The following is a 24,222-nucleotide window of genomic DNA, read 5'->3' as shown; positions in this document are numbered from 1 at the left end:
CTTCATTACACTACGCCTGCGCGCAGCAGATCATGCATATGTACCACACCCAGCAACTGGTCGCCATCGGCAACCATAACGGAGGTGATATGGCGGGACTGCATCAGGTTCAGCACATCCACGGCCAGCGTACCCGGACGCACGCGGATACCGCCCGGCGTCATCACATCGGCAATGCCGAGCGTGCGGACATCGACACCCATGTCGAACACGCGACGCAGGTCGCCATCGGTGAAGATCCCCTGAATTTTCATTAGATCGTCGCACACCACCGTCATACCCAGATTCTTACGGGTGATCTCCAGCAGCGCATCACGCAGGGAGGCCTCTTTACTGACGTGAGGAATCTCATCCCCGGTGTGCATGATATCGTTTACCCGAAGCAGCAGCTTGCGCCCCAGCGCACCGCCCGGGTGGGAAAGCGCGAAATCTTCCGGCGTAAAACCGCGGGCTTCGAGCAGTGCGACGGCAAGCGCATCCCCCATGACCAGCGCGGCGGTGGTGCTGGACGTCGGCGCCAGGCCGAGCGGACAGGCCTCCTTGGGCACTTTCACGCACAGGTGAATATCGGCCGCACGCGCCATGCTACTTTCTGGACGGCTGGTCATGCAAATAAGCGGTACCTGCAGTCGCTTCAGCACCGGGATCAGCGCCAGAATTTCATTGGACTCACCGGAGTTGGACAGCGCGATGACGATATCCTGCGGCGTGACCATACCCAGGTCGCCGTGCGCGGCTTCCCCCGGATGGACAAAGAAGGAGGAGGTTCCGGTGCTGGCAAACGTGGCCGCCATTTTGCGTCCAATGTGGCCGGACTTACCCATCCCCATCACCACGACTTTGCCGGCACAGTAGAACATCTTCTCACAAGCCAGACTAAAATCCTGATTAATGTACTGATCTAACTGCGCCAGACCTTCACGTTCAATCTCCAGAACCTCTTTGCCTGCCTTCTGAAAGTCAAAACCCGGCTGCAATTCTATTTGCGACATAATGCGTTTCCGTTTACCCAGAGAGAAGAGGCGAGAGCCAGTACAGCATCGCCATCCATACGATAAATCCACCCGTCAGCAGCGCGCCTGCGCCTTTGCCGATCTGTCGTTGCCGCCGCCAGCAGAGCAGGGCAAATATCACGCTGACCAATAACATCACGCCGTAGTCGCGTGAGAACGCCAGAGGATTAAAGGGCCCTGGCGTAATCAGGGCCGGCAGCCCCATCACAATGGCGATATTAAAAATGTTAGAACCGATGATATTACCAATGGCAATGTCATCCTCACCTTTACGCGCCCCCGCAATGGCCGTGGCCAGCTCCGGCAGGCTGGTACCGATGGCAATCACCGTCAGGCCAATGGTCAGTTCGCTGATGGCGAAATAGTTCGCCAGCACCGTCGCGTTATCCACGACCATGCGCGTTGCCATCGGCATGATGATCAGCGCAACGCCAAGCCAGAGCAGGGCAACAGGCAGCGTGCCTTCCCGCGGCAGTTCAGCGACCTGCTCGCGCGTGAGGCTATCCTGGCCCTGTTTCTCAGCCAGACGGGCGATTTTAACACTATACAGCAGCCAAATGACGGCCAGCGCCAGCAGGAAAATGCCGTCGCTGTAGCTCAGTACACCATCATAAAATACGCAGCCTGCCAGCAGGCTTACAATTAACATTAGCGGCAATTCACGGCGCAGAACATCAGAATGCACGCGAAATGGATGGAGCAGGGCGGCCAGGCCTAAAATCAAGAGTATATTGACGATGTTCGAGCCAATCGCGGTGCCTACCGCGAGGTCTAACTGACCATGCAGCGAAGCCGTGACCGAGACGATGATTTCCGGAAGTGACGTTCCCACGCTGACTACGGTCATCCCGATGACCACAGGCGGTACGCCCGTCAGGCGACACAGGATAGATGCAGCAAACACTAAACGGTCAGCACTGTAGACCACCAAAAGTAAACCAATTATTAACAGTGCTGTTGCTAAAAGCATCAAAAGTCCTTTCTTCAGGTATACTCGTCGGTCCATCGCGCGGGAATGGCTGGACTGCATACAGTCTGAGGCGTAACGAATTCCTAATTTTGACTTTATGCGCCGGAAAAGTAAAACAAATGCCAGCTTTCGCTAACCTCAACGGCTATTATTCTGTAAAAATGCGCAGTTGAGGGCTGATTCAGGCGGCATGCCTTAACGTGAGCTGGGTAATAAAGGATCCATAAATGAGCCAAACGATGGCGAATTTAGTCGATGTTCGCGGTGTGAGTTTTTCTCGCGCCAACAGGTTGATATTTGATGATATTTCGTTGACCGTACCGCGTGGCAAGATCACTGCCATCATGGGGCCGTCCGGGATCGGTAAAACGACCCTGCTGCGCCTTATTGGTGGGCAGATCCCACCGGATAGCGGCGAAATCCTCTTTGATGGCGAAAACATCCCGGAGATGTCACGCTCGCGCCTGTATACTGTCCGCAAACGCATGAGCATGCTCTTTCAGTCGGGGGCTTTATTCACCGACATGAACGTCTTCGATAACGTGGCCTATCCGCTGCGCGAGCATACCAGCCTGCCGCCTGAACTGCTGAAAAGTACGGTAATGATGAAGCTCGAAGCCGTCGGTTTGCGGGGCGCCGCGAAGCTGATGCCTTCGGAGCTGTCCGGCGGCATGGCGCGCCGCGCCGCGCTGGCACGCGCAATTGCATTGGAACCTGATTTAATCATGTTCGACGAACCGTTTGTTGGACAGGATCCCATCACGATGGGCGTGCTGGTGAAGCTCATCTCTGAGCTGAACAGCGCGCTGGGCGTTACCTGCATTGTCGTCTCTCACGATGTACCGGAAGTATTGAGCATTGCCGATTACGCCTATATTGTGGCGGACAAAAAGATCGTCGCACACGGCAGCGCCCAGGCGCTGCAGGAAAATTGCGATCCGCGCGTGCGGCAGTTCCTTGACGGTATTGCAGATGGCCCCGTGCCGTTCCGCTACCCGGCGGGCGACTATCGTGACGATTTACTGGGAATAGGGAGTTAAGCCACTCATGCTGCTAAATGCGTTGGCCGCTCTCGGACACCGTGGCATAAAAACCATCAGGACGTTCGGGCGCGCCGGATTGATGTTATTCAACGCGCTGGTCGGCAAGCCGGAATTCCGCAAGCACGCGCCGCTGCTGGTGCGGCAGCTTTATAATGTCGGCGTGCTGTCGATGCTCATCATCATCGTCTCCGGTCTGTTTATCGGCATGGTGCTTGGGCTGCAGGGCTATCTTGTTCTGACAACGTACAGTGCAGAAACCAGCCTCGGGATGCTGGTGGCGCTTTCGCTGCTGCGTGAACTGGGCCCGGTTGTGGCGGCGCTGCTGTTCGCCGGGCGCGCGGGGTCGGCATTGACGGCTGAAATTGGCCTGATGCGAGCGACCGAGCAGCTCTCCAGCATGGAGATGATGGCGGTCGATCCGCTGCGTCGCGTGATCTCGCCGCGTTTCTGGGCGGGAGTGATCTCTTTACCGTTACTGACTATTCTGTTTGTCGCCGTGGGTATCTGGGGCGGTTCGCTGGTTGGCGTGCACTGGAAAGGCATTGATGCCGGTTTCTTCTGGTCCGCGATGCAGGACGCCATCGACCTGCGAATGGATCTGGTTAACTGCCTGATTAAAAGCGTTGTATTTGCCATTACGGTCACCTGGATTGCATTGTTCAACGGTTACGATGCAATCCCAACGTCGGCGGGCATTAGCCGCGCAACTACACGTACAGTCGTACATTCGTCGCTGGCCGTACTGGGTCTGGATTTTGTGCTCACCGCACTGATGTTTGGGAATTGAGTTCATGCAAACGAGAAAAAATGAAATTTGGGTCGGTGTATTCCTGCTGCTGGCGCTGCTGGCCGCGCTGTTTATCTGCCTGCGAGCGGCGGATATCACCTCAGTGCGCACCGAACCAACGTATCGCATCTATGCCACCTTCGATAACATCGGCGGTCTGAAGGCGCGTTCACCGGTCCGCATCGGCGGCGTGGTGATTGGACGCGTAGCGGATATCACGCTTGACGAGAAAACCTATCTGCCGCGCGTCGCGATGGATATCGAAGAGCGTTACAACCATATCCCGGACACCAGTTCCCTTTCTATCCGTACTTCCGGTCTGCTGGGTGAACAATATCTGGCCCTGAACGTCGGCTTTGAAGATCCCGAGCTGGGAACGACTATCCTTAAAGACGGTAGCGTTATCCAGGACACCAAGTCCGCCATGGTGCTGGAAGATATGATTGGTCAGTTCCTTTACAACAGTAAAGGGGATGATAAAAAGTCTGACAATGCCCCTGCGCAGAGTGAAGACCATACCAATGCGGCACCGACCCCAGGTGCGGCGAATTAATATCAGGAGAAGTCATTCATGTTTAAACGACTGTTAATGGTTGCCATGCTGGTCATCGCTCCTCTTACCGCGGCTCATGCTGCGGATCAGAGCAACCCGTACAAACTGATGGACGAAGCGGCGAAAAAGACTTTCGATCGTCTTAAAAACGAACAGCCTAAAATTCGTGCGAATCCTGATTATCTGCGTGACATCGTTGACCAGGAGCTGCTGCCGTATGTGCAGATTAAATACGCGGGTGCGCTGGTGCTGGGCCGTTATTACAAAGACGCAACCCCTGCGCAGCGCGAAGCCTACTTTGCCGCGTTTCGTGAATACCTGAAGCAGGCGTATGGTCAGGCACTGGCGATGTACCACGGTCAGACCTATCAGATTGCGCCTGAGCAGCCGCTGGGCGATGCGACTATCATTCCTATCCGCGTGACGATCAACGATCCAAACGGTCGTCCGCCGGTGCGTCTGGATTTCCAGTGGCGTAAAAACAGCCAGACCGGTCACTGGCAGGCGTATGACATGATTGCCGAAGGGGTAAGCATGATCACCACCAAACAGAACGAATGGAGCGACCTGCTGCGCACCAAAGGCATCGATGGCCTGACCGCGCAGCTGCAGTCCATTGCTCGTCAGAAAATTAGTCTGGACGAGAAGAAGTAATGTCACAGCAACTGAGCTGGTCGCGTGAAGACGAGACGTTAAAGCTGTCCGGTGAACTGGATCAGGATCTGCTGAACCCACTGTGGGACAAACGCCATGAAGCGATGCAGGGCGTGACGCTTATTGACTTAACCGACGTCTCGCGGGTGGATACGGCGGGTGTGGCGCTGCTGGCCCATCTGGTTGCGGTAGGGAAAAAGCAAGGGGCAAGCGTCACGCTTCACGGCGCGAGCGATAATGTCGTCACCCTTGCACAGCTCTACAATCTGCCTCAGGACGTCCTGCCTCGTTAATATTTTCAGTGCGTTACTTCCGAAAGCCCTGACAGTTTCATCGTCGGGGCTTTTTGCTTGTTTAAGACGACGCCACTTTGCTCTAAGATGTTGGGCTTGTTTTCTCTATCAGATGATTAAGAGCCCATGGAAAATCATGAAATCCAGACAGTGCTGATGAATGCACTCTCCCTTCAGGAAGCCCACGTCACTGGCGATGGCAGTCACTTCCAGGTTATTGCTGTGGGTGAGATGTTCGACGGTATGAGCCGTGTGAAGAAGCAGCAGGCTGTGTACGCGCCGCTGATGGAATATATTGCGGATAACCGCATCCACGCCCTGTCGATTAAAGCGTTCACCCCCCAAGAGTGGGCACGCGATCGCAAACTAAACGGTTTTTGAGCTGAGGGCGACAGGCCCGCAGCACGGTTGAATTTATAAGAGAGCACACAATGGACAAATTTCGTGTACAGGGGCCAACGCGTCTCCAGGGCGAAGTCACAATTTCTGGCGCGAAAAACGCCGCGCTGCCAATCCTCTTTGCTGCGCTGCTCGCGGAAGAGCCGGTAGAAATTCAGAACGTACCGAAGCTGAAGGATATCGACACCACCATGAAGCTGCTCACCCAGCTGGGCACGAAAGTTGAGCGCAACGGTTCCGTCTGGATCGACGCCAGCAAGGTGAACAACTTCTCTGCTCCTTACGATCTGGTGAAAACCATGCGTGCATCCATCTGGGCGCTTGGCCCGCTGGTGGCGCGTTTTGGTCAGGGTCAGGTCTCTCTGCCGGGCGGCTGCGCCATCGGTGCGCGTCCGGTTGACCTGCATATCTTTGGCTTAGAGAAACTGGGCGCAGAGATCAAGCTGGAAGAAGGTTACGTTAAGGCGTCCGTGAACGGTCGTCTGAAAGGCGCGCACATCGTCATGGACAAAGTGAGCGTGGGCGCAACGGTCACCATTATGTCTGCGGCGACGCTGGCAGAAGGTACCACTATCATCGAAAACGCCGCGCGCGAGCCGGAAATTGTGGATACCGCCAACTTCCTCGTGGCGCTGGGCGCGAAAATTTCAGGTCAGGGCACCGACCGTATCACCATCGAAGGCGTTGAGCGCCTGGGCGGTGGCGTATACCGCGTACTGCCGGACCGTATCGAAACCGGGACCTTCCTGGTCGCCGCGGCGATCTCTGGCGGCAAGATTGTTTGTCGCAACGCGCAGCCTGATACTCTGGATGCGGTGCTGGCGAAGCTGCGTGATGCGGGCGCGGATATCGAAATCGGTGAAGACTGGATCAGCCTTGATATGCACGGCCAGCGTCCAAAGGCGGTCAATGTGCGTACGGCGCCGCATCCGGCGTTCCCGACCGATATGCAGGCGCAGTTCACCTTGCTGAACCTGGTCGCCGAAGGTACGGGCTTCATCACTGAAACGATTTTCGAAAACCGCTTTATGCACGTACCGGAGCTGATCCGTATGGGGGCGCATGCTGAGATCGAAAGTAATACCGTGATTTGTCATGGCGTTGAGAAACTGTCAGGTGCTCAGGTGATGGCAACCGATCTGCGTGCATCTGCAAGCCTGGTGCTGGCGGGTTGTATCGCGGAAGGCACAACGATCGTGGATCGTATCTATCACATCGATCGCGGTTATGAGCGTATCGAAGATAAACTGCGCGCGCTGGGTGCCAATATTGAGCGTGTGAAGGGCGAGTAATCGTTCCGGCAGCCCCCTGCCAGACATGACCGGGGGGTTGCTGTTCCTGTCAAAAAAACGCGTTATTCCTGCGGTTCTTTTTTCACTTTTCTCTGGCGAATCATGCGCGATCTGTCGATAAATTCATGGGTAATGGGATCGTGATAGCGTGAAGGCCAAATCACCCACGGGTGCGTTTCCAGCGCCGTCGCGATAATTAATTCTCCCTTGGGCCAGGGGCGGGTGAGGGCGTTTGCCAGAGTTGAAGAACTCAGTCCATGGCGGCGGGACTCTGCTGCCAGTGAAGTGCCTCTTTTGCGCAGAGCGGCAATAATATCAGCCGTGTGCCAGTCGATAAATTTCGTATCCATAACGCTGTCCTTAAGTTCGGATTCAACTACGCCGTTTCTTCTGAAACGACGAGGTTTACTATACCCATTTCAAACTTTTGTTCTAAAAAGTTCGCGTTACTTGATGGGATATTCAGAATAAGACACGGCTTTATTCATGCGGTCTCTAAACCGATGAATTTACAGGAATGCGGAATTTACAGGAGTATACTCGCCTCTCCCCGTCATGGTCGCGGGGAGAGGCAAGAGGGGATTAACGGTCGCGCTGAACAGCGATGTGGGCAAGGCCAATCAGTGCATCGCGCCATGGGCTATCGGGAATAACCTGGAGAGCTTCGATGGCTTTATCGGCTTCTTCTTCCGCACGCTGACGCGTCCATTCCAGCGATCCGCAGATAGCCATGGCTTCCAGCACGGGTTCCAGAAGATGGCGGCCATTTCCCTGCTCGATCGCCTCACGGATCATTTTCGCCTGGTCTGCCGTTCCGTTGCGCATAGCATGGAGCAGCGGCAGGGTCGGTTTGCCTTCGTTCAGGTCGTCACCCACGTTTTTGCCGAGCGTTTCGCCGTCCGCACTGTAGTCCAGCAGATCATCAATCAGCTGGAAGGCCGTACCCAGATAGCGGCCATAGTCCTGCAGGCCTTTTTCCTGGGCTTCGGTACAGTCAGCCAGAATGCCGGAACACTGGGCAGCCGCTTCAAACAGGCGCGCGGTTTTGCTGTAGATGACGCGCATGTAGTTTTCTTCGGTAATGTCCGGATCGTTGACGTTCATCAGCTGCAGCACTTCGCCTTCAGCAATCACGTTTACGGCTTCAGACATCACTTCCAGCACTTTCAGGGAACCCAGGCTGGTCATCATCTGGAAGGCGCGGGTATAGATAAAATCTCCCACCAGGACGCTGGCAGCGTTACCGAATGCGGCGTTTGCCGTGGCTTTGCCACGACGCATATCCGATTCATCCACCACATCGTCATGCAGAAGCGTCGCCGTGTGAATAAATTCGATGAGCGCTGCGATAGTGATGTGGGCATTTCCCTGATAACCAACGGCTCTGGCAGCCAGAATAGCGATCATCGGACGAATGCGTTTACCGCCGCCGCTGACGATGTAATAGCCCAACTGATTGATCAGTTGAACGTCAGAGTTGAGTTGCTCCAGGATTGCTGCATTCACACCCGCCATATCTTGCGCGGTTAACTCGTTGATTTTTTCTAAATTCATCGCAAAAGCCGGGCTTTTTATCCTGTTGATCCCATCTTCAATGGGGTAACGAAGGGTTTCGGTTTATCAATAGTAGTGCTGATTGTACTGAAAAAACGGCTCAGATAAACGTTACCGTACGTGTTGTGTTTTTTTTCTTCATGTATTGACGGTAGCACTTGTCAAAGGCTCGCGTTTTGCGTAATATTCGCGCCCTATTGTGAATATTTATAGCGCACTCTGATTCATACGAGGACGTGCGCGGAAGCGGAGTTTATATGTACGCGGTTTTCCAAAGTGGTGGTAAACAACACCGAGTAAGCGAAGGTCAGACCGTTCGCCTGGAAAAGCTGGACATCGCAACTGGCGAATCTGTTGAGTTCGCAGAAGTTCTGATGATCGCAAACGGTGAAGAAGTCAAAATCGGCGTTCCTTTCGTTGATGGCGGCGTTATCAAAGCTGAAGTTGTTGCACACGGTCGTGGCGAGAAAGTTAAAATCGTTAAGTTTCGTCGTCGTAAGCACTACCGTAAGCAGCAGGGCCACCGTCAGTGGTTCACTGATGTGAAAATTACTGGCATCAGCGCCTAAGACCTGAGGAGAGATTTAAATGGCACATAAAAAGGCTGGCGGCTCCACACGTAACGGTCGCGATTCAGAAGCTAAACGCCTGGGCGTTAAGCGTTTCGGTGGCGAATCCGTTCTGGCGGGTAGCATCATCGTTCGTCAACGTGGTACCAAATTCCACGCTGGCAACAACGTAGGTTGCGGTCGTGACCACACTCTGTTTGCTAAAGCAGACGGTAAAGTGAAATTTGAAGTTAAAGGCCCGAACAACCGTAAATACATCAGCATCGTTGCTGAGTAAGGTTTTCTCGGTCCGGTAACGGATTAAAGCCCCGCAACCTGTTGCGGGGCTTTTTACATTGGAAACCCGGTAATTTTTTCTGTAGGGAAAACGGGCATGAAGCAGCAGGCCGGCATAGGAATTCTTTTGGCGCTCACCACCGCAATGTGCTGGGGTGCGCTGCCAATTGCAATGAAGCAGGTACTGGAAGTGATGGAGCCGCCTACGGTGGTCTTTTATCGCTTTCTGATGGCAAGCATCGGCCTCGGGGCCATTCTGGCCGTCAAAGGTAAGCTTCCTCCCCTGCGGCTCTTCCGTAAACCGCGCTGGCTGGTGTTGCTGGCTATTGCGACGGGCGGTCTGTTCGGTAACTTCATCCTGTTCAGCTCTTCCCTACAGTATCTCAGCCCCACGGCGTCGCAGGTGATAGGTCAGCTTTCACCGGTGGGGATGATGGTTGCCAGCGTCTTTATCCTCAAGGAGAAGATGCGCGGTACCCAGATTATCGGGGCGAGCATGCTGTTGTGCGGTCTGGTGATGTTCTTCAACACCAGTCTGATAGAGATTTTTACCCGCCTGACGGATTACACATGGGGTGTAATTTTTGGTGTGGGGGCAGCAACGGTCTGGGTGAGCTATGGCGTCGCACAAAAGGTGTTATTGCGCCGACTTGCCTCACAGCAGATCCTCTTTTTGCTGTACACTTTGTGTACAATAGCATTGCTGCCGTTAGCGAAGCCGGGTGTCATTACCCAGCTTAGCGACTGGCAACTGGCGTGCCTCATTTTTTGTGGTCTCAACACGCTGGTTGGCTATGGCGCGCTGGCCGAAGCGATGGCGCGCTGGCAGGCAGCACAGGTGAGCGCGTTAATCACGCTCACCCCGCTGTTTACGCTGTTATTTTCAGATTTGTTATCAATGGCCTGGCCCGATGTCTTCGTCAGACCGATGCTCAACCTGTTGGGTTATCTCGGTGCGTTTGTCGTGGTTGCGGGCGCGATGTATTCCGCCATTGGTCATCGTCTTTGGGGACGTTGGCGCAAAAATGAAGCGGTTGTAGTAGTCCCCCGCTCAGGCGAATGAGTTACGGAGAGTAAAATGAAGTTTGTTGATGAAGCGACGATCCTGGTCGTGGCTGGTGATGGCGGCAATGGTTGCGTGAGCTTCCGCCGTGAAAAGTATATCCCACGTGGCGGCCCTGACGGCGGCGACGGCGGGGATGGTGGTGACGTGTGGCTGGAGGCGGATGAGAACCTCAACACGCTGATCGACTACCGTTTCGAAAAATCTTTCCGCGCTGAACGCGGCCAGAACGGCCAGAGCCGTGACTGTACCGGCAAACGCGGTAAAGACGTCACCATTAAAGTTCCGGTCGGTACGCGCGTGATTGACCAGGGAACCGGTGAAACCATGGGTGACATGACCAAACACGGTCAGCGCCTGATGGTGGCTAAAGGCGGCTGGCACGGTCTGGGTAACAGCCGTTTCAAATCTTCCGTTAACCGTACCCCGCGTCAGAAAACGATGGGTACGCCGGGCGATAAGCGCGACCTGCAGCTGGAGCTGATGCTTCTGGCTGACGTGGGCATGCTGGGTATGCCAAACGCCGGTAAATCGACGTTCATTCGCGCCGTTTCTGCGGCGAAACCAAAAGTGGCGGACTATCCGTTTACCACGCTGGTACCAAGCCTGGGCGTTGTCCGTATGGATAACGAGAAAAGCTTTGTGGTTGCCGATATTCCGGGCCTGATTGAAGGCGCTGCGGAAGGCGCGGGTCTGGGTATTCGCTTCCTGAAACACCTTGAGCGTTGCCGCGTGCTGCTGCACCTTATCGATATCGATCCTATCGACGGTTCCGATCCGGTTGAAAACGCCCGCATCATCATCGGTGAGCTGGAAAAATACAGCGAGAAACTGGCAAATAAACCACGCTGGCTGGTCTTCAACAAGATCGACCTGATGGACAAAGCTGAAGCGGAAGCCAAAGCGAAAGCGATTGCTGACGCAATGGGTTGGGAAGATAAGTACTACCTGATCTCTGCGGCAAGCCAGGTTGGCGTGAAAGACCTCTGCTGGGATGTGATGACCTTCATCATCGAGAACCCAATCGTTCAGGCGGAAGAAGCTAAACAGCCTGAAAAAGTCGAATTCATGTGGGATGACTACCACCGCCAGCAGCTCGAAGAGCTGGAAGCGGAAGAGGACGATGAAGACTGGGACGATGACTGGGATGAAGACGACGAAGAAGGCGTCGAGTTCATCTACAAGCACTAATCGCTGTCCAGAGCCCCCATTATGGGGGCTTTTTTATTCCAGCGTTGCGGGCAGCCAGCAGCTGGCGATTAACCCGCCTTCAGCACCATTCTCAAGCGTCAGCCTGCCGTGGTGAAGCTGCACGATGCGCTGCACGATGCTCAGGCCCAGACCGCTGCCGCCGTAGCGCTGGTCAAGACGGCGGAACGGCTCGGTAATCGACTGCCGGTGCGCTTCATCAATCCCCGGCCCCTGATCGATAACGCCGATCTGCGTTCCCCCGTCGACCTCGGTTAATGTCACCGTAATTGTTGTCCCTGTCGGGCTGTAGCGCCCGGCATTCTCCAGCAGGTTACGCAGCATCAGGCGCAGGAGCACGGCGTCTCCCTGAACCGTGAGAGCGCTTTTGGCGGGCCAAATCACCGTATGCTCTTTGGCTTCATGCCCCAGGCCGAGAGGTTCAATGATATTTTCCGTCCAGCTCACGGTTTCGTAGTGGCCGCTGGCCATTGCCTGCCCCGCACGGGCCAGCATCAGCAGCTGTTCAACGGTATGCATGAGCTGATCGATACGGCTTATCAGCGTTTCGGCCTGTGGCGCGCCAGACTGCGCCATCAGCTCCAGATGAAGCCGGATACCGGCAAGAGGCGTTCGGAGCTCGTGTGCGGCGTCTGCGGTGAAGAGACGCTCCTGTTGAATGGTATTGTCCAGCCGGGCGAGTAGCTGGTTCAGGGAGGTCGTCACCGCGCCGATTTCTTCCATGTCGGAATACATAGGTAGCGGGGTTAAGTTATCGGCCGAACGGTTAGCGAGGCTGTCGCGGAGCTTATTCAGCGGCCGGGTTATCCAGGTGACCGCCCAAAAAGAGAAGAGCAGGGTGAAGCTGACCATGACCAGGGAAGGGACCAGCAGCGAGGCAATCGCTTCGCGGATCTCTTTTTCGACATGGTTATTGCGCGCTTTCGCCGACAGCGTTTCATTCACCAGAAAGCCAATCTGCTCACGGCTTTCGTGCCACAGCCAGATGACGCTTATCAGCTGGAAAAACAGGAGGATCACCGCCAGCAGCACCATCAAACGCCGACGCATGCTGTTCATTTCTGGCTCTCCAGACGGTAGCCGACGCCGCGAACGGTTTTGATCCTGTCCTTGCCGAGCTTACGCCGCAGGTTGTGGATGTGGACCTCAAGGGTATTTGAGCCGGGATCGTCCTGCCAGGAGTAGATATCCTGCTGGAGCGTCTCTCTGTGCACCGTTTGCCCGCTGCGCATGATCAGACGCGTAAGCAAGGCGAACTCTTTTGGCGTCACCTCTACGGCCTGGTCCTGTCGCAATACCTGCTGGGTCTGCAAATTCAGCGTAATATCGCCGTCGGTCAGTAAGTTATCACTATGCCCCTGATAGCGGCGAATCAACGCTCGCACCCGAGCCTGCAGCTCCGCGAGCGCAAAGGGCTTCACCAGGTAATCATCTGCGCCGGCGTCGAGGCCGGTGATACGATCTTCTATGGCATCGCGTGCCGTCAGGATCAATACCGGGTTGGCGATACCGCGGCGTCGCCACTGGCTGAGCAGCGTGGCGCCGTCTTTATCCGGCAAGCCCAAATCGAGGATCACCAGGCTGTATTCGCCGCTCTGGATCAGGGCATCCGCCTCTGCTGCGGTGCCGGCACAGTCGAGGGCATACCCTTCATTAGCCAGCCCAAGCGCCAGCCCTTCCTGCAATAACAGATCGTCTTCAACTATAAGTAGTTTCATCGCTAGTTATTCTGGTAGATGTCCTTATAAAGCCTGCTTTCGAAGCGAACAAGCGGAATACGGCGGTTGCGCTGGTCGGTCGGTTCGACGGCATAGCCAGAAAGATACTGCACGAATGCCATGCGCTGTCCGCTGGCGGTAGTGATGAAGCCTGCAAGGTTGTAAACCCCCTGCAGCGAGCCTGTTTTCGCGGAGACTTTGCCGTCCACGCCGGCTGCGTGAAGCCCCGCGCGATACTGCAGTGAACCGTCATGCCCGGCCAGCGGCAGCATTGAAATAAAGTTTAGCTCAGTGTCATGCTGTGCAATGTACTGAAGCACCTGCATCATCGTGGCCGGAGAGATCAAATTATGGCGCGAAAGGCCGGAGCCATCGACGGCGATGGTATTCCCCAGATCGATCCCGGCCTGCTGGCGCAGGATCTGACGAACCGCGTCTGAGCCCGCGCGCCAGGTTCCAGGCACGCCGAAACGGGCGTGACCAATCATGCGGAACACCGTGTCGGCAATCATGTTGTCCGACTTTTTCAGCATAATTCGCAGTAAATCGTGCAGCGGCGCAGACTGTTTGCTGGCGACGACCGTACCGGGCTGGTTGACCTGCGTCTGACGAAGCAGCGTGCCGGTGTAGGTGATGCCCGCTTGTTTCAGTTCATCCTTCAGAATGGCGCCCGCATAGCTTGCGCCATCCTGTATTGCAAAGGCCAACGGCAGCGGATCGGTGCGCTGCGTCAGGCAGCCGGTAAGCGTGAAGCGGTTAAGATCGCCGGGCACGACGTCCAGCTCACAGTACTGCGCATCCGGGGATCCTTTCGCCAGCGTGCGGACCTGGCTAAACATCGTGACCGGATAGTAGGACGCGATGCGGATGAACGCTAAATCATCAGGCTTTGGCGCGCTGTAAAGCGAAACCGAGAAGCAGTTTCGGTCAACAATCGCGGCGGCGGGCGGAGCGCTAAAGCACTGGGTCATGTCGTTCCACGGCCAGCCGGGTGCTTTATCGTGGCTGGCAAAAATGGAGGTATCGATCAGCACGTTACCATCGATTTTCTGCACGCCAGATTTTTTCAGCACCGCAACCATGTTGCGGATATCCTGGCGCTTAAAGGTCGGATCGCCGCCAAAACGGGCGATAAGATCGCCTTTCAGTTCGCCAGCCTCGACGTTACCTTTAGTCTCGAGTGTGGTCGTAAAGCGGAAGTCGGGCCCGAGCTGGAGCAGGGCGGCGAGGGCAGTGATCACCTTTTGGGTACTGGCAGGCAGCGCCATCTGTTGACTGTGATAGTCAATCTCCGGAGCCTGTGCGCCAACCTTCTGCACCATCAGGGCGAGGTTCGCGCCTGCGGGGAGCTGATTAATGTACTCATCAACGTTCGCGGCCTGGGCGGTGAACGTTATACTGGTAGTCAATCCGATGATAAATCTGGAAAATCGCATAATCTCGCGCTAACAACCCGAAAACAAACCGTCATACTACGGTGCATGGCACTGCAAAGTAAACGATGACCCATAGTGAACTTCGCGGTAAAATGCATATCAAATTGAAAAATTGCTGCTGACCTGGGGCGCTGCTCCCGGGTCGGTTTTCTTTTTGCTTCTTGCCCGCTTAGGGGGGCAGGAGCAGGGAACACTGCTCCCAACAGGAATGTTTAAGAGGTATAACAAATGCAAGCTATTCCGATGACCTTACGTGGTGCCGAAAAACTGCGCGAAGAGCTGGATTTCCTGAAATCCGTGCGTCGTCCTGAAATCATCGCCGCTATCGCGGATGCGCGCGAGCATGGCGACCTGAAAGAGAACGCTGAATATCACGCTGCGCGTGAACAGCAGGGCTTCTGTGAAGGGCGTATTAAAGATATCGAAGCCAAACTCTCCAATGCACAGGTTATCGATATCACCAAAATGCCTAACAATGGCCGCGTGATCTTTGGTTCTACCGTTACCGTGCTGAACCTGGATAACGACGAAGAACAGACCTATCGCATCGTGGGTGATGATGAAGCAGACTTCAAACAGAACCTGATTTCAGTGAACTCGCCTATTGCTCGTGGCCTGATTGGCAAAGAGCAGGACGATGTCGTCACCATCCGTACCCCTGGCGGCGAAGTGGAATACGAAATTATTAAGGTTGAATACCTGTAATTCGCTTCTCTACTAAGATGTTGATACATTGTAAAGAAAAGAAAAAGGCCGCATAGCGGCCTTTTATCAACTCAAGGAGCATGGCATTTTGCTCGCCTGCTGACAGAAATCCCTCGTTTCACACAGAAAATGTGTTCGATTCAGGATATCCTTAGCGTGGCAGCGAGATTTTACGCTCTTTAGATGGGCGGTAGAGCACCAGCGTTTTACCGATGACCTGTACATTACAGGCGCCGGTTTCGCGCACGATGGCTTCCACGATCAGGTTTTTAGTGTCTCTGTCTTCAGAGGCGATTTTCACCTTGATCAGCTCGTGGTGTTCCAGCGCTTGTTCAATCTCGGCAAGCACCCCTTCGGTCAAACCATTGTTGCCAAGCATCACTACAGGCTTGAGCGGATGTGCCAGACCTTTAAGGTGCTGTTTTTGTTTAGTACTCAGATTCATCGTATATTTTTGCTTACGTTGGGATTGAAAACGGTTCATTCTACCGCCATCTCCCTTATATCGCCAAATAGCTGCGTAGAAATTTACGTCACAGGCAAGAAACGATGAACCAGGACGGAAATGTTAAATGACAGGTAAAAAGCGTTCTGCCAGCTCCAGCCGCTGGCTTCAGGAACACTTTAGCGATAAATATGTTCAACAGGCACAGAAAAAGGGGTTACGTTCCCGTGCCTGGTTTAAACTTGATGAAATACAGCAAAGTGACAAACTTTTTAAGCCGGGGATGACGGTTGTTGACCTCGGTGCGGCACCTGGCGGATGGTCCCAGTATGCGGTAACGCAGATCGGCGGAACGGGCCGAATCATCGCGTGCGATCTTTTACCAATGGATCCCATCGTCGGTGTCGACTTCCTTCAGGGCGACTTTCGTGATGAATTAGTGCTGAAAGCGTTACTTGATCGTGTAGGTGACAGTAAGGTCCAGGTTGTCATGTCAGATATGGCACCAAATATGTGCGGAACACCGGCGGTGGATATCCCCCGCGCCATGTATCTGGTGGAGCTAGCGTTAGAAATGTGTCGTGATGTACTAGCGCCTGGTGGTAGTTTTGTTGTGAAGGTGTTTCAGGGCGAAGGTTTCGAGGAGTATCTTAAGGAAATTCGCTCCCTGTTTGCGAAGGTTAAAGTTCGTAAGCCGGACTCTTCCCGGGCCCGTTCCCGTGAAGTGTATATTGTAGCGACCGGGCGAAAATGATAACCGGGAGATTTCAGACGAAAGTTTGAATGAAACTGGATATAGAGTATCCTGACGCTGTTTTTAACACAGTTGTAATATGAGGTTAATCCCTTGAGTGACATGGCGAAAAACCTAATACTCTGGCTGGTCATTGCCGTTGTGCTGATGTCAGTATTCCAGAGCTTTGGGCCCAGCGAGTCGAATGGCCGCAAGGTGGATTATTCTACCTTCCTGCAGGAGGTCAATCAGGACCAGGTTCGCGAAGCGCGTATCAACGGACGTGAGATCAACGTTACCAAGAAAGATAGTAACCGTTACACGACTTACATCCCGGTGAACGATCCTAAGCTGCTTGATAACCTTCTGACCAAAAACGTCAAGGTGGTCGGTGAGCCGCCAGAAGAACCAAGCCTGCTGGCTTCTATCTTCATCTCCTGGTTCCCGATGCTGCTTCTTATCGGCGTCTGGATCTTCTTTATGCGCCAGATGCAGGGCGGCGGTGGCAAAGGTGCCATGTCGTTCGGTAAGAGCAAGGCGCGTATGCTGACGGAAGACCAGATCAAGACCACGTTCGCGGACGTTGCCGGTTGTGACGAAGCGAAGGAAGAGGTGGGGGAACTGGTTGAATACCTGCGCGAACCGAGCCGTTTCCAGAAGCTGGGCGGTAAGATCCCGAAAGGCGTGCTGATGGTTGGCCCTCCGGGTACCGGTAAAACCCTGCTGGCGAAAGCCATCGCGGGTGAAGCGAAGGTGCCGTTCTTTACTATTTCAGGTTCTGACTTCGTTGAAATGTTCGTAGGTGTCGGTGCATCTCGCGTGCGTGACATGTTCGAGCAGGCCAAGAAGGCAGCACCGTGCATTATCTTCATCGATGAAATCGACGCCGTGGGCCGCCAGCGTGGCGCAGGCCTGGGCGGTGGTCACGATGAACGTGAACAGACCCTGAACCAGATGCTGGTTGAGATGGACGGCTTCGAAGGTAACGAAGGTATCATCGTTATCGCGGCGACTAACCGTCCGGACGTACTTGACCCGGCGCTGCTGCGCCCAGGCCGTTTCGACCGTCAGGTTGTTGTCGGTTTGCCGGATGTTCGCGGTCGTGAACAGATTCTGAAAGTCCATATGCGTCGCGTACCGCTGGCGCCAGATATCGACGCGGCCATCATTGCGCGCGGTACCCCGGGCTTCTCCGGTGCCGATCTCGCTAACCTGGTCAACGAAGCTGCACTGTTTGCCGCTCGCGGTAACAAGCGCGTCGTATCGATGGTGGAGTTCGAGAAAGCGAAAGACAAGATCATGATGGGTGCGGAACGTCGCTCCATGGTGATGACGGAAGCGCAGAAAGAGTCCACGGCGTACCACGAAGCCGGTCACGCGATTATTGGTCGACTGGTGCCGGAACACGACCCGGTGCATAAAGTGACGATTATTCCGCGCGGTCGCGCACTGGGTGTGACCTTCTTCCTGCCTGAAGGCGACGCGATTAGCGCCAGCCGTCAGAAGCTGGAAAGTCAGATCTCTACCCTCTACGGCGGTCGTCTGGCAGAAGAGATTATCTACGGTGCGGAACATGTTTCGACCGGTGCGTCTAACGACATTAAGGTCGCGACAAACCTGGCGCGTAACATGGTGACGCAGTGGGGCTTCTCCGACAAACTCGGTCCGCTGCTTTATGCAGAGGAAGAGGGGGAAGTCTTCCTGGGTCGCTCCGTGGCGAAAGCGAAACATATGTCCGATGAGACGGCTCGTATCATCGACCAGGAAGTGAAAGCGCTGATTGAACGTAACTACGGTCGCGCGCGTCAGATCCTGAACGACAATATGGATATCCTGCATTCGATGAAAGATGCGCTCATGAAATATGAGACCATCGATGCACCGCAGATTGACGACCTGATGGCGCGCCGTGAAGTGCGTCCGCCAGCGGGCTGGGAAGACCCAGGCGCTTCCAACAATTCTGACAACAATGGCACCCCGCGTGCGCCGCGTCCGGTCGATGAACCGCGTACGCCAAACCCGGGCAACACCATGTCAGAACAGTTGGGCGATAAGTAAGTCCCCGCTGTTGAAGCGTTCGTCTGTACCTCAAACCCTGGAGCTTGCTCCGGGGTTTTTCATTTCTGTTTAACTATAAAGATACCAGGGATTTCGCCATGAAATTATTCGCTCAGGACTCGCATCTCGATCTTTCCCATCCCCATGTGATGGGGATCCTGAATGTTACCCCTGACTCCTTCTCTGACGGCGGCACGCATAACACGCTTATCGAGGCGGTTAAGCACGCGAATTTAATGATTAATGCGGGTGCTACCATCATTGACGTTGGCGGAGAATCAACGCGTCCTGGTGCGGCAGACGTGTCTGTGGAAGAAGAGCTGGCGCGCGTGGTGCCGGTGGTTGAAGCAATAGCACAACGTTTTGAGGTATGGATCTCGGTCGATACGTCTAAACCAGAAGTGATTCGTGAAGTAGCGAGAGTAGGCGCTCACATTATTAATGATATTCGTTCGCTCACCGAGCCTGGCGCACTTGAAGCCGCGGCAGAGACGGGGTTGCCGGTATGTCTGATGCACATGCAGGGGCAACCGAAAACCATGCAGGAAGCACCGAAGTATGACGATGTCTTTGCCGACGTAAATCGCTTCTTTATTGAGCATATCGCACGCTGTGAACGTGCAGGTATCCCAAAAGAGAAATTGCTGCTCGACCCGGGGTTCGGTTTCGGTAAAAATCTCTCCCACAACTATGCACTGCTTGCGCGCTTATCGGAATTCCATCACTTCGGCCTGCCGCTGCTGGTGGGGATGTCGAGAAAATCGATGATTGGTCAATTGCTTAACGTGGGGCCGAGCGAGCGCCTGAGCGGCAGCCTGTCCTGTGCGGTGATTGCAGCGATGCAGGGTGCGCACATTATCCGTGTCCATGACGTCAAAGAAACAGTAGAAGCCATGCGCGTGGTGGAAGCCACACTGGCAGCGAAGGAAAACAAACGCTATGAGTAATCGTAAATATTTTGGGACCGATGGTATCCGTGGGCGTGTCGGCGATGCGCCTATCACGCCTGATTTTGTCCTTAAGCTCGGCTGGGCTGCTGGCAAGGTACTCGCACGTCATGGCTCCCGTAAGATCATTATTGGTAAAGATACCCGTATTTCAGGTTATATGCTGGAATCCGCGCTGGAAGCCGGTCTGGCAGCGGCCGGGCTGTCTGCCTCCTTTACGGGCCCAATGCCGACGCCAGCCGTTGCGTATCTGACGCGCACCTTTCGCGCTGAAGCGGGAATTGTGATTTCGGCCTCGCACAACCCGTTCTATGACAACGGCATCAAGTTCTTCTCCATTGATGGCACCAAGCTGCCGGATGACGTGGAAGAAGCCATTGAAGCCGAAATGGAAAAAGAGATCACCTGCGTGGACTCCGCAGAGCTGGGTAAAGCGAACCGTATCGTTGATGCGGCGGGTCGCTATATCGAATTCTGTAAAGGTACCTTCCCGAATGAGCTGAGCCTGGCCCACCTCAAAATTGTGGTGGACTGTGCCAACGGTGCGACCTACCACATTGCGCCAAACGTATTCCGCGAGCTGGGTGCGAAAGTGATCGCCATTGGCTGCGAGCCGGATGGTCTGAACATCAACGAGCAGGTGGGCGCTACTGACGTGCGTGCCCTGCAGGCGCGCGTTCTGGCCGAAAAAGCCGATCTGGGTATTGCTCTGGACGGCGACGGTGACCGCGTGATCATGGTTGACCACGAAGGTAACAAGGTCGACGGCGATCAGATCCTTTACATCATTGCACGCGAAGGGCTGCGCCAGGGCCAGCTGCGCGGCGGTGCCGTCGGCACGCTGATGAGTAACATGGGCCTGGAACTGGCGCTGAAACAGCTCGGTATTCCGTTTGTTCGCGCGAAAGTGGGCGATCGCTATGTGCTGGAAAAATTGCAGGAGAAGGGCTGGCGCATCGGTGCAGAAAACTCGGGTCACGTGATCCTGCTCGATAAAACCACCACCGGTGACGGCATTGTGGCCGCGCTGCAGGTGGTTGCCGCAATGGCGCGCAACCATATGAGCCTGCACGATCTCTGCAGCGGCATGAAAATGTTCCCACAGGTCCTGGTAAACGTCCGTTTCACTGCTGGCAAAGGCGATCCGCTGGAAAATGACAACGTGAAAGCCGTAATGGCTGACGTTGAGGCGGCCCTGGGCAGCCGTGGACGCGTGCTGCTGCGTAAGTCCGGAACTGAACCTTTGATCCGCGTGATGGTAGAAGGTGAAGACGAAGCGCAGGTAACCGAATTCGCGCACCGTATTGCGGATGCCGTGAAAGCTGCATAATCTTGCATGCTAAATGTTTAAAAAGGCGGCGTTTGCCGCCTTTGTTTTAAGCAATTAATGGCTTTTTGCTGTTTTTTTCCGCAGTTGATACAATGCGTCGAAAATGCCCTTGCGAAGGTGATTCGCTTTGGTTAGTATTCACACCCGCTTCAGTGGGAAACAGAAATCCTGCTAATTGGTCGAAGCATTGGTATGCGGCAAATCCGCAAGGAACAGGTTGATTATGTACGAAGCTCTTTTAGTTGTTTTCCTTATTGTAGCCATCGCTCTCGTAGCGCTGATTATGCTGCAGCAAGGTAAAGGCGCTGATATGGGAGCCTCCTTCGGAGCAGGCGCTTCCGGTACGCTGTTCGGTTCAAGTGGTTCTGCGAACTTCATGACCCGCACCACAGCGATTCTGGCTACGCTGTTCTTCATCATCAGCCTGGTGCTTGGCAATATCAACAGCAACAAGACCAGCAAAGGAAGCGAGTGGGAAAATCTGAGCGCGCCAGCAAAAACTGAGCAGGCTCAGCCAGCTGCACCGGCTAAGCCAACCAGCGATATCCCGCAGTAAGTATTCCGTACCGAGGTGGTGGAATTGGTAGACACGCTACCTTGAGGTGGTAGTGCCCTAACGGGCTTGTGGGTTCGAGTCCCATCCTCGGTACCAATATTCCAGAAAAAAGACGTCGAAAGACGTCTTTTTTTTCGTTTGTACATTGTGTGGCAGGCGAAATGGCGGGTGGCGCTGCGCTTACCCGCCCTACAAACACCAAACAAAAAAGGCGCCTGATGGGCGCCTTTTGCATGACTTGCTGTCGATTACTTCTTATCGCTGTGCTCCAGGTTTTCTACCTGCGGCAGGCCGTTACCGGAACTGGCGGAGAGCAGGCCATTCTCAACATAGTTGAACAGCTTTTCACGGGTATCGGTGATGTCCAGGTTACGCATGGTCAGCTGACCAATACGATCGTCAGGTGAGAAGACCGATTCCCCTTTCTCCATGGTCAGACGCTCTGCTTTATAGGTCAGGTTGTCAGACACGGTATTCAGGATGGAGTAGTCGTTACCGCGACGCAGCTCCAGCGTCACTTCGCCGGTGATCGCGCTTGCCACCCAACGCTGCAGTGCATCACGCAGCATCAGCGCCTGCGGATCGAACCAGCGGCCCTGATACAGCAGTTTACCCAGCTGGCGGCCATGCGAGTGATACTGCTCGATGGTGTCTTCGTTATGGATACCGGTCAGCAGACGCTCGTAAGCGATGTGCAGCAGCGCCATCCCCGGTGCTTCATAGATACCGCGGCTTTTTGCTTCGATGATACGGTTTTCAATCTGATCGCTCATACCCAGACCGTGACGACCGCCGATGCGGTTCGCTTCCAGCATCAGCTCAACATCGTCAGAGAAGGTTTTGCCGTTCAGCGCAACCGGATGGCCGCGTTCGAAACGCACGGTCACCTCTTCTGCCGCGATCTTCACGTTCTCATCCCAGAACTTCACGCCCATGATCGGGTTAACGATCTTCACGCTGGAGTTCAGGAATTCCAGGTCTTTCGCTTCGTGCGTTGCACCCAGCATGTTGGAGTCGGTGGAGTACGCTTTCTCGACTGACATCTTATAGTCGAAACCACAGGCGATCATAAATTCTGACATCTCATGACGGCCACCCAGCTCGTCGATGAAGTCGGTATCCAGCCACGGCTTGTAGATCTGCAGTTCGGCGTTGGTCAGCAGGCCATAACGATAGAAACGTTCAATATCGTTTCCTTTATAGGTGCTGCCGTCACCCCAGATGTTAACGCCGTCTTCTTTCATGGCGGCAACCAGCATGGTGCCGGTAACGGCACGGCCCAGCGGGGTGGTGTTGAAATAGGTCAGGCCGCCGGTGGTGTTATGGAATGCACCACACTGAATAGCCGCGATACCCTCCGCAACCAGTTGCTTACGGCAGTCAATCAGGCGCGCGTTCTCTGCGCCATACTCTTTAGCGCGACGAGGAATGGCATCATAGTCGTCCTCATCCGGCTGACCCAGGTTCGCAGTATAGGCATACGGAACCGCTCCCTTCTGGCGCATCCACAGCAGTGCAGCGCTGGTATCCAGGCCGCCTGAGAAAGCGATGCCAATACGTTGTCCTACCGGAAGATGCTTGAGAATCGTCGTCATAGAATAAAACCCTGCTTGATTGACTGATTAGAGACCGCTTTCGCTCTCTTGTGCATTTTTATGCAAAATAAGTGAGTATTCATTTAATCATCTTTTGGCGAAGACAGGAAGAGAGTCGTGCGTTTTTTGTAAAAATTTTGGTCCGATCGCTCTGGCGGAAGTCGCCTTGACAGGTGGGGTCAACTATCAATATACTAAACGCCGATTTTACGTCCCGTCTTCGGTACCAAATCCCAGCATTATTTGCAAATTCTGTCCAAAACGCGTAGAATTTGCCACGTTTCAGGCGCGGGGTGGAGCAGCCTGGTAGCTCGTCGGGCTCATAACCCGAAGGTCGTCGGTTCAAATCCGGCCCCCGCAACCACTTTCCCATAAAGTTCTTTTTCAAATATACTGTGAAGACTTAGAGCCTTCGTAGCTGGATTTGAAAAAATTCTTTCGGAGAGTGCTCCAGGCCACAGTTGTGGCTATAGGGTTCAGTTATCTAAAGCCCCGATTTATCGGGGTTTTTTGTTATCTGACTACAGAATAACTGGGCTTTACGCCCTTTTTTTATGTCTTGGGGGTGGGCTTGTCCACATTAGAGCAAAAATTAACAGAGATGATTACTGCACCGGTCGAAGCACTGGGCTACGAACTGGTCGGCATCGAATTCGTTCGCGGCCGTACATCGACGCTGCGCATCTATATTGATAGTGAAGATGGCATCAATGTTGATGATTGTGCTGATGTCAGCCACCAGGTGAGTGCGGTTCTTGATGTTGAAGACCCGATTACCGTTGCGTACAACCTGGAAGTTTCCTCACCTGGCCTCGATCGCCCGATGTTCACGGCCGAGCACTACGTGCGCTTTACCGGTGAAGAAGTGGCTCTCGTTCTGCGTATGGCCGTACAGAACCGCCGTAAATGGCAGGGAATTATCAAAGCCGTTGATGGTGAAATGATCACGGTGACAGTCGAAGGCAAAGATGAAGTGTTCGCGCTGAGTAATATCCAGAAGGCGAACCTGGTTCCCCACTTTTAA

The 24,222-nt window shown here is 54.4% G+C and carries 27 protein-coding genes and 2 tRNA genes; 20 read left to right on the top strand and 9 right to left on the bottom strand.

Translation table 11 applies throughout. The annotated features are described in order from the left end of the window. Nucleotides 1-5 precede the first annotated feature (5 nt). A complete protein-coding gene (gene kdsD, locus L6R44_RS13445; RefSeq protein ID WP_023333606.1) occupies nucleotides 6-992 on the bottom strand; it encodes an arabinose-5-phosphate isomerase KdsD in 987 nt (328 codons plus the stop codon). Nucleotides 993-1,005: 13 nt separating this feature from the next. Continuing rightward, nucleotides 1,006-1,983: a calcium/sodium antiporter gene (locus L6R44_RS13440; protein WP_032642374.1), complete on the bottom strand. Its 978-nt coding sequence runs from the start codon at nucleotides 1,981-1,983 to the stop codon at nucleotides 1,006-1,008. Nucleotides 1,984-2,210: 227 nt separating this feature from the next. Here L6R44_RS13440 and mlaF point away from each other — a divergent pair, with 227 nt between their 5' ends. The 7 genes from mlaF (at nucleotide 2,211) to murA (ending at nucleotide 7,004) form a co-directional block, all read left to right on the top strand. Next, entirely contained in the window at nucleotides 2,211-3,023 is an 813-nt protein-coding gene (gene mlaF, locus L6R44_RS13435) for a phospholipid ABC transporter ATP-binding protein MlaF (RefSeq protein ID WP_024906354.1), read from the top strand. Between the two features lie 7 nt (nucleotides 3,024-3,030). After that, entirely contained in the window at nucleotides 3,031-3,813 is a 783-nt protein-coding gene (gene mlaE / locus L6R44_RS13430; RefSeq protein WP_010436044.1) for a lipid asymmetry maintenance ABC transporter permease subunit MlaE, read from the top strand. 4 nt (nucleotides 3,814-3,817) lie between these two features. Beyond that, a complete protein-coding gene (gene mlaD / locus L6R44_RS13425; RefSeq protein ID WP_032642372.1) occupies nucleotides 3,818-4,366 on the top strand; it encodes an outer membrane lipid asymmetry maintenance protein MlaD in 549 nt (182 codons plus the stop codon). An 18-nt stretch (nucleotides 4,367-4,384) separates the two neighbouring features. After that, entirely contained in the window at nucleotides 4,385-5,020 is a 636-nt protein-coding gene (gene mlaC / locus L6R44_RS13420; RefSeq protein WP_032642369.1) for a phospholipid-binding protein MlaC, read from the top strand. Beyond that, a complete protein-coding gene (mlaB, locus tag L6R44_RS13415) occupies nucleotides 5,020-5,313 on the top strand; it encodes a lipid asymmetry maintenance protein MlaB (RefSeq protein WP_237424498.1) in 294 nt (97 codons plus the stop codon). Before mlaC ends, mlaB begins: the two co-directional genes overlap by 1 nt. Before the next feature lie 126 nt (nucleotides 5,314-5,439). After that, nucleotides 5,440-5,694 carry a BolA family iron metabolism protein IbaG gene (gene ibaG, locus L6R44_RS13410; protein ID WP_008501458.1) on the top strand — a complete coding sequence of 85 codons (255 nt, stop codon included), beginning with the start codon at nucleotides 5,440-5,442 and terminating at the stop codon, nucleotides 5,692-5,694. A 50-nt stretch (nucleotides 5,695-5,744) separates the two neighbouring features. Continuing rightward, entirely contained in the window at nucleotides 5,745-7,004 is a 1,260-nt protein-coding gene (gene murA, locus L6R44_RS13405) for a UDP-N-acetylglucosamine 1-carboxyvinyltransferase (protein ID WP_023309349.1), read from the top strand. A 62-nt stretch (nucleotides 7,005-7,066) separates the two neighbouring features. Here murA and sfsB read toward each other — a convergent pair whose 3' ends face one another. Both sfsB and ispB read right to left on the bottom strand, forming a co-directional pair. Further along, nucleotides 7,067-7,354, bottom strand: a complete 288-nt coding sequence (sfsB, locus tag L6R44_RS13400) for a DNA-binding transcriptional regulator SfsB (RefSeq protein ID WP_077064348.1) — start codon at nucleotides 7,352-7,354, stop codon at nucleotides 7,067-7,069. Between the two features lie 232 nt (nucleotides 7,355-7,586). Then, nucleotides 7,587-8,558, bottom strand: a complete 972-nt coding sequence (gene ispB, locus L6R44_RS13395; RefSeq protein ID WP_237424497.1) for an octaprenyl diphosphate synthase — start codon at nucleotides 8,556-8,558, stop codon at nucleotides 7,587-7,589. Nucleotides 8,559-8,815: 257 nt separating this feature from the next. Here ispB and rplU point away from each other — a divergent pair, with 257 nt between their 5' ends. The 4 genes from rplU to cgtA all read left to right on the top strand — a co-directional run bounded on the left by rplU (nucleotide 8,816) and on the right by cgtA (nucleotide 11,657). Then, a complete protein-coding gene (gene rplU / locus L6R44_RS13390) occupies nucleotides 8,816-9,127 on the top strand; it encodes a 50S ribosomal protein L21 (protein ID WP_003025032.1) in 312 nt (103 codons plus the stop codon). Nucleotides 9,128-9,146: 19 nt separating this feature from the next. Then, nucleotides 9,147-9,404 carry a 50S ribosomal protein L27 gene (gene rpmA, locus L6R44_RS13385; protein ID WP_004385076.1) on the top strand — a complete coding sequence of 86 codons (258 nt, stop codon included), beginning with the start codon at nucleotides 9,147-9,149 and terminating at the stop codon, nucleotides 9,402-9,404. 96 nt (nucleotides 9,405-9,500) lie between these two features. Next, nucleotides 9,501-10,466 carry a DMT family transporter gene (locus L6R44_RS13380; protein ID WP_014833443.1) on the top strand — a complete coding sequence of 322 codons (966 nt, stop codon included), beginning with the start codon at nucleotides 9,501-9,503 and terminating at the stop codon, nucleotides 10,464-10,466. 15 nt (nucleotides 10,467-10,481) lie between these two features. After that, on the top strand, nucleotides 10,482-11,657 hold the full coding sequence (gene cgtA / locus L6R44_RS13375; RefSeq protein ID WP_237424496.1) for an Obg family GTPase CgtA: 1,176 nt from the start codon (nucleotides 10,482-10,484) through the stop codon (nucleotides 11,655-11,657). Nucleotides 11,658-11,690: 33 nt separating this feature from the next. Here the strand turns inward: cgtA and pmrB are convergent, their stop codons facing one another. From pmrB to dacB, 3 genes are read right to left on the bottom strand one after another with little or no spacing between them, the layout of a single operon-like run. Beyond that, nucleotides 11,691-12,734: a two-component system sensor histidine kinase PmrB gene (pmrB, locus tag L6R44_RS13370; RefSeq protein WP_237424495.1), complete on the bottom strand. Its 1,044-nt coding sequence runs from the start codon at nucleotides 12,732-12,734 to the stop codon at nucleotides 11,691-11,693. Next, entirely contained in the window at nucleotides 12,731-13,393 is a 663-nt protein-coding gene (gene pmrA / locus L6R44_RS13365) for a two-component system response regulator PmrA (protein ID WP_024906362.1), read from the bottom strand. The genes pmrB and pmrA overlap by 4 nt, the downstream gene beginning before the upstream one ends. Before the next feature lie 2 nt (nucleotides 13,394-13,395). Then, nucleotides 13,396-14,829 (bottom strand): serine-type D-Ala-D-Ala carboxypeptidase, encoded by a 1,434-nt coding sequence (gene dacB, locus L6R44_RS13360; protein WP_237424494.1) that lies wholly within the window; start codon nucleotides 14,827-14,829, stop codon nucleotides 13,396-13,398. A gap of 228 nt (nucleotides 14,830-15,057) precedes the next feature. On the opposite strand from dacB, the gene greA reads away from it, so the two are divergent. After that, complete coding sequence (gene greA / locus L6R44_RS13355; protein WP_014171793.1) at nucleotides 15,058-15,534, top strand: transcription elongation factor GreA; 477 nt, start codon at nucleotides 15,058-15,060, stop codon at nucleotides 15,532-15,534. 151 nt (nucleotides 15,535-15,685) lie between these two features. Here greA and yhbY read toward each other — a convergent pair whose 3' ends face one another. Next, on the bottom strand, nucleotides 15,686-15,979 hold the full coding sequence (yhbY, locus tag L6R44_RS13350; protein WP_003861814.1) for a ribosome assembly RNA-binding protein YhbY: 294 nt from the start codon (nucleotides 15,977-15,979) through the stop codon (nucleotides 15,686-15,688). A gap of 127 nt (nucleotides 15,980-16,106) precedes the next feature. On the opposite strand from yhbY, the gene rlmE reads away from it, so the two are divergent. The 6 genes from rlmE to L6R44_RS13320 all read left to right on the top strand — a co-directional run bounded on the left by rlmE (nucleotide 16,107) and on the right by L6R44_RS13320 (nucleotide 21,699). Next, on the top strand, nucleotides 16,107-16,733 hold the full coding sequence (gene rlmE / locus L6R44_RS13345) for a 23S rRNA (uridine(2552)-2'-O)-methyltransferase RlmE (RefSeq protein ID WP_003861812.1): 627 nt from the start codon (nucleotides 16,107-16,109) through the stop codon (nucleotides 16,731-16,733). Nucleotides 16,734-16,835: 102 nt separating this feature from the next. Continuing rightward, a complete protein-coding gene (gene ftsH / locus L6R44_RS13340; protein ID WP_014833437.1) occupies nucleotides 16,836-18,770 on the top strand; it encodes an ATP-dependent zinc metalloprotease FtsH in 1,935 nt (644 codons plus the stop codon). Nucleotides 18,771-18,868: 98 nt separating this feature from the next. Then, the gene (gene folP / locus L6R44_RS13335) at nucleotides 18,869-19,717 is read left to right on the top strand and encodes a dihydropteroate synthase (protein WP_237424493.1); all 849 of its coding nucleotides are present in this window, start codon (nucleotides 18,869-18,871) and stop codon (nucleotides 19,715-19,717) included. Next, nucleotides 19,710-21,047: a phosphoglucosamine mutase gene (glmM, locus tag L6R44_RS13330; RefSeq protein ID WP_032642349.1), complete on the top strand. Its 1,338-nt coding sequence runs from the start codon at nucleotides 19,710-19,712 to the stop codon at nucleotides 21,045-21,047. Before folP ends, glmM begins: the two co-directional genes overlap by 8 nt. Before the next feature lie 223 nt (nucleotides 21,048-21,270). Beyond that, complete coding sequence (gene secG, locus L6R44_RS13325; protein WP_237424492.1) at nucleotides 21,271-21,603, top strand: preprotein translocase subunit SecG; 333 nt, start codon at nucleotides 21,271-21,273, stop codon at nucleotides 21,601-21,603. Between the two features lie 9 nt (nucleotides 21,604-21,612). Then, nucleotides 21,613-21,699: transfer RNA gene (locus L6R44_RS13320), tRNA-Leu, on the top strand. Between the two features lie 152 nt (nucleotides 21,700-21,851). Here the strand turns inward: L6R44_RS13320 and argG are convergent. Then, the gene (argG, locus tag L6R44_RS13315; protein WP_014885375.1) at nucleotides 21,852-23,198 is read right to left on the bottom strand and encodes an argininosuccinate synthase; all 1,347 of its coding nucleotides are present in this window, start codon (nucleotides 23,196-23,198) and stop codon (nucleotides 21,852-21,854) included. Nucleotides 23,199-23,485: 287 nt separating this feature from the next. Here argG and L6R44_RS13310 point away from each other — a divergent pair. Beyond that, nucleotides 23,486-23,562: transfer RNA gene (locus tag L6R44_RS13310), tRNA-Met, on the top strand. A gap of 207 nt (nucleotides 23,563-23,769) precedes the next feature. Then, entirely contained in the window at nucleotides 23,770-24,222 is a 453-nt protein-coding gene (gene rimP, locus L6R44_RS13305) for a ribosome maturation factor RimP (protein WP_014833432.1), read from the top strand.

The sequence above is a fragment of the Enterobacter cloacae complex sp. ECC445 genome (assembly GCF_021892025.1).
Lineage (GTDB): Bacteria > Pseudomonadota > Gammaproteobacteria > Enterobacterales > Enterobacteriaceae > Enterobacter > Enterobacter chengduensis.
This window is presented reverse-complemented; position numbering and strand designations above follow the sequence as displayed.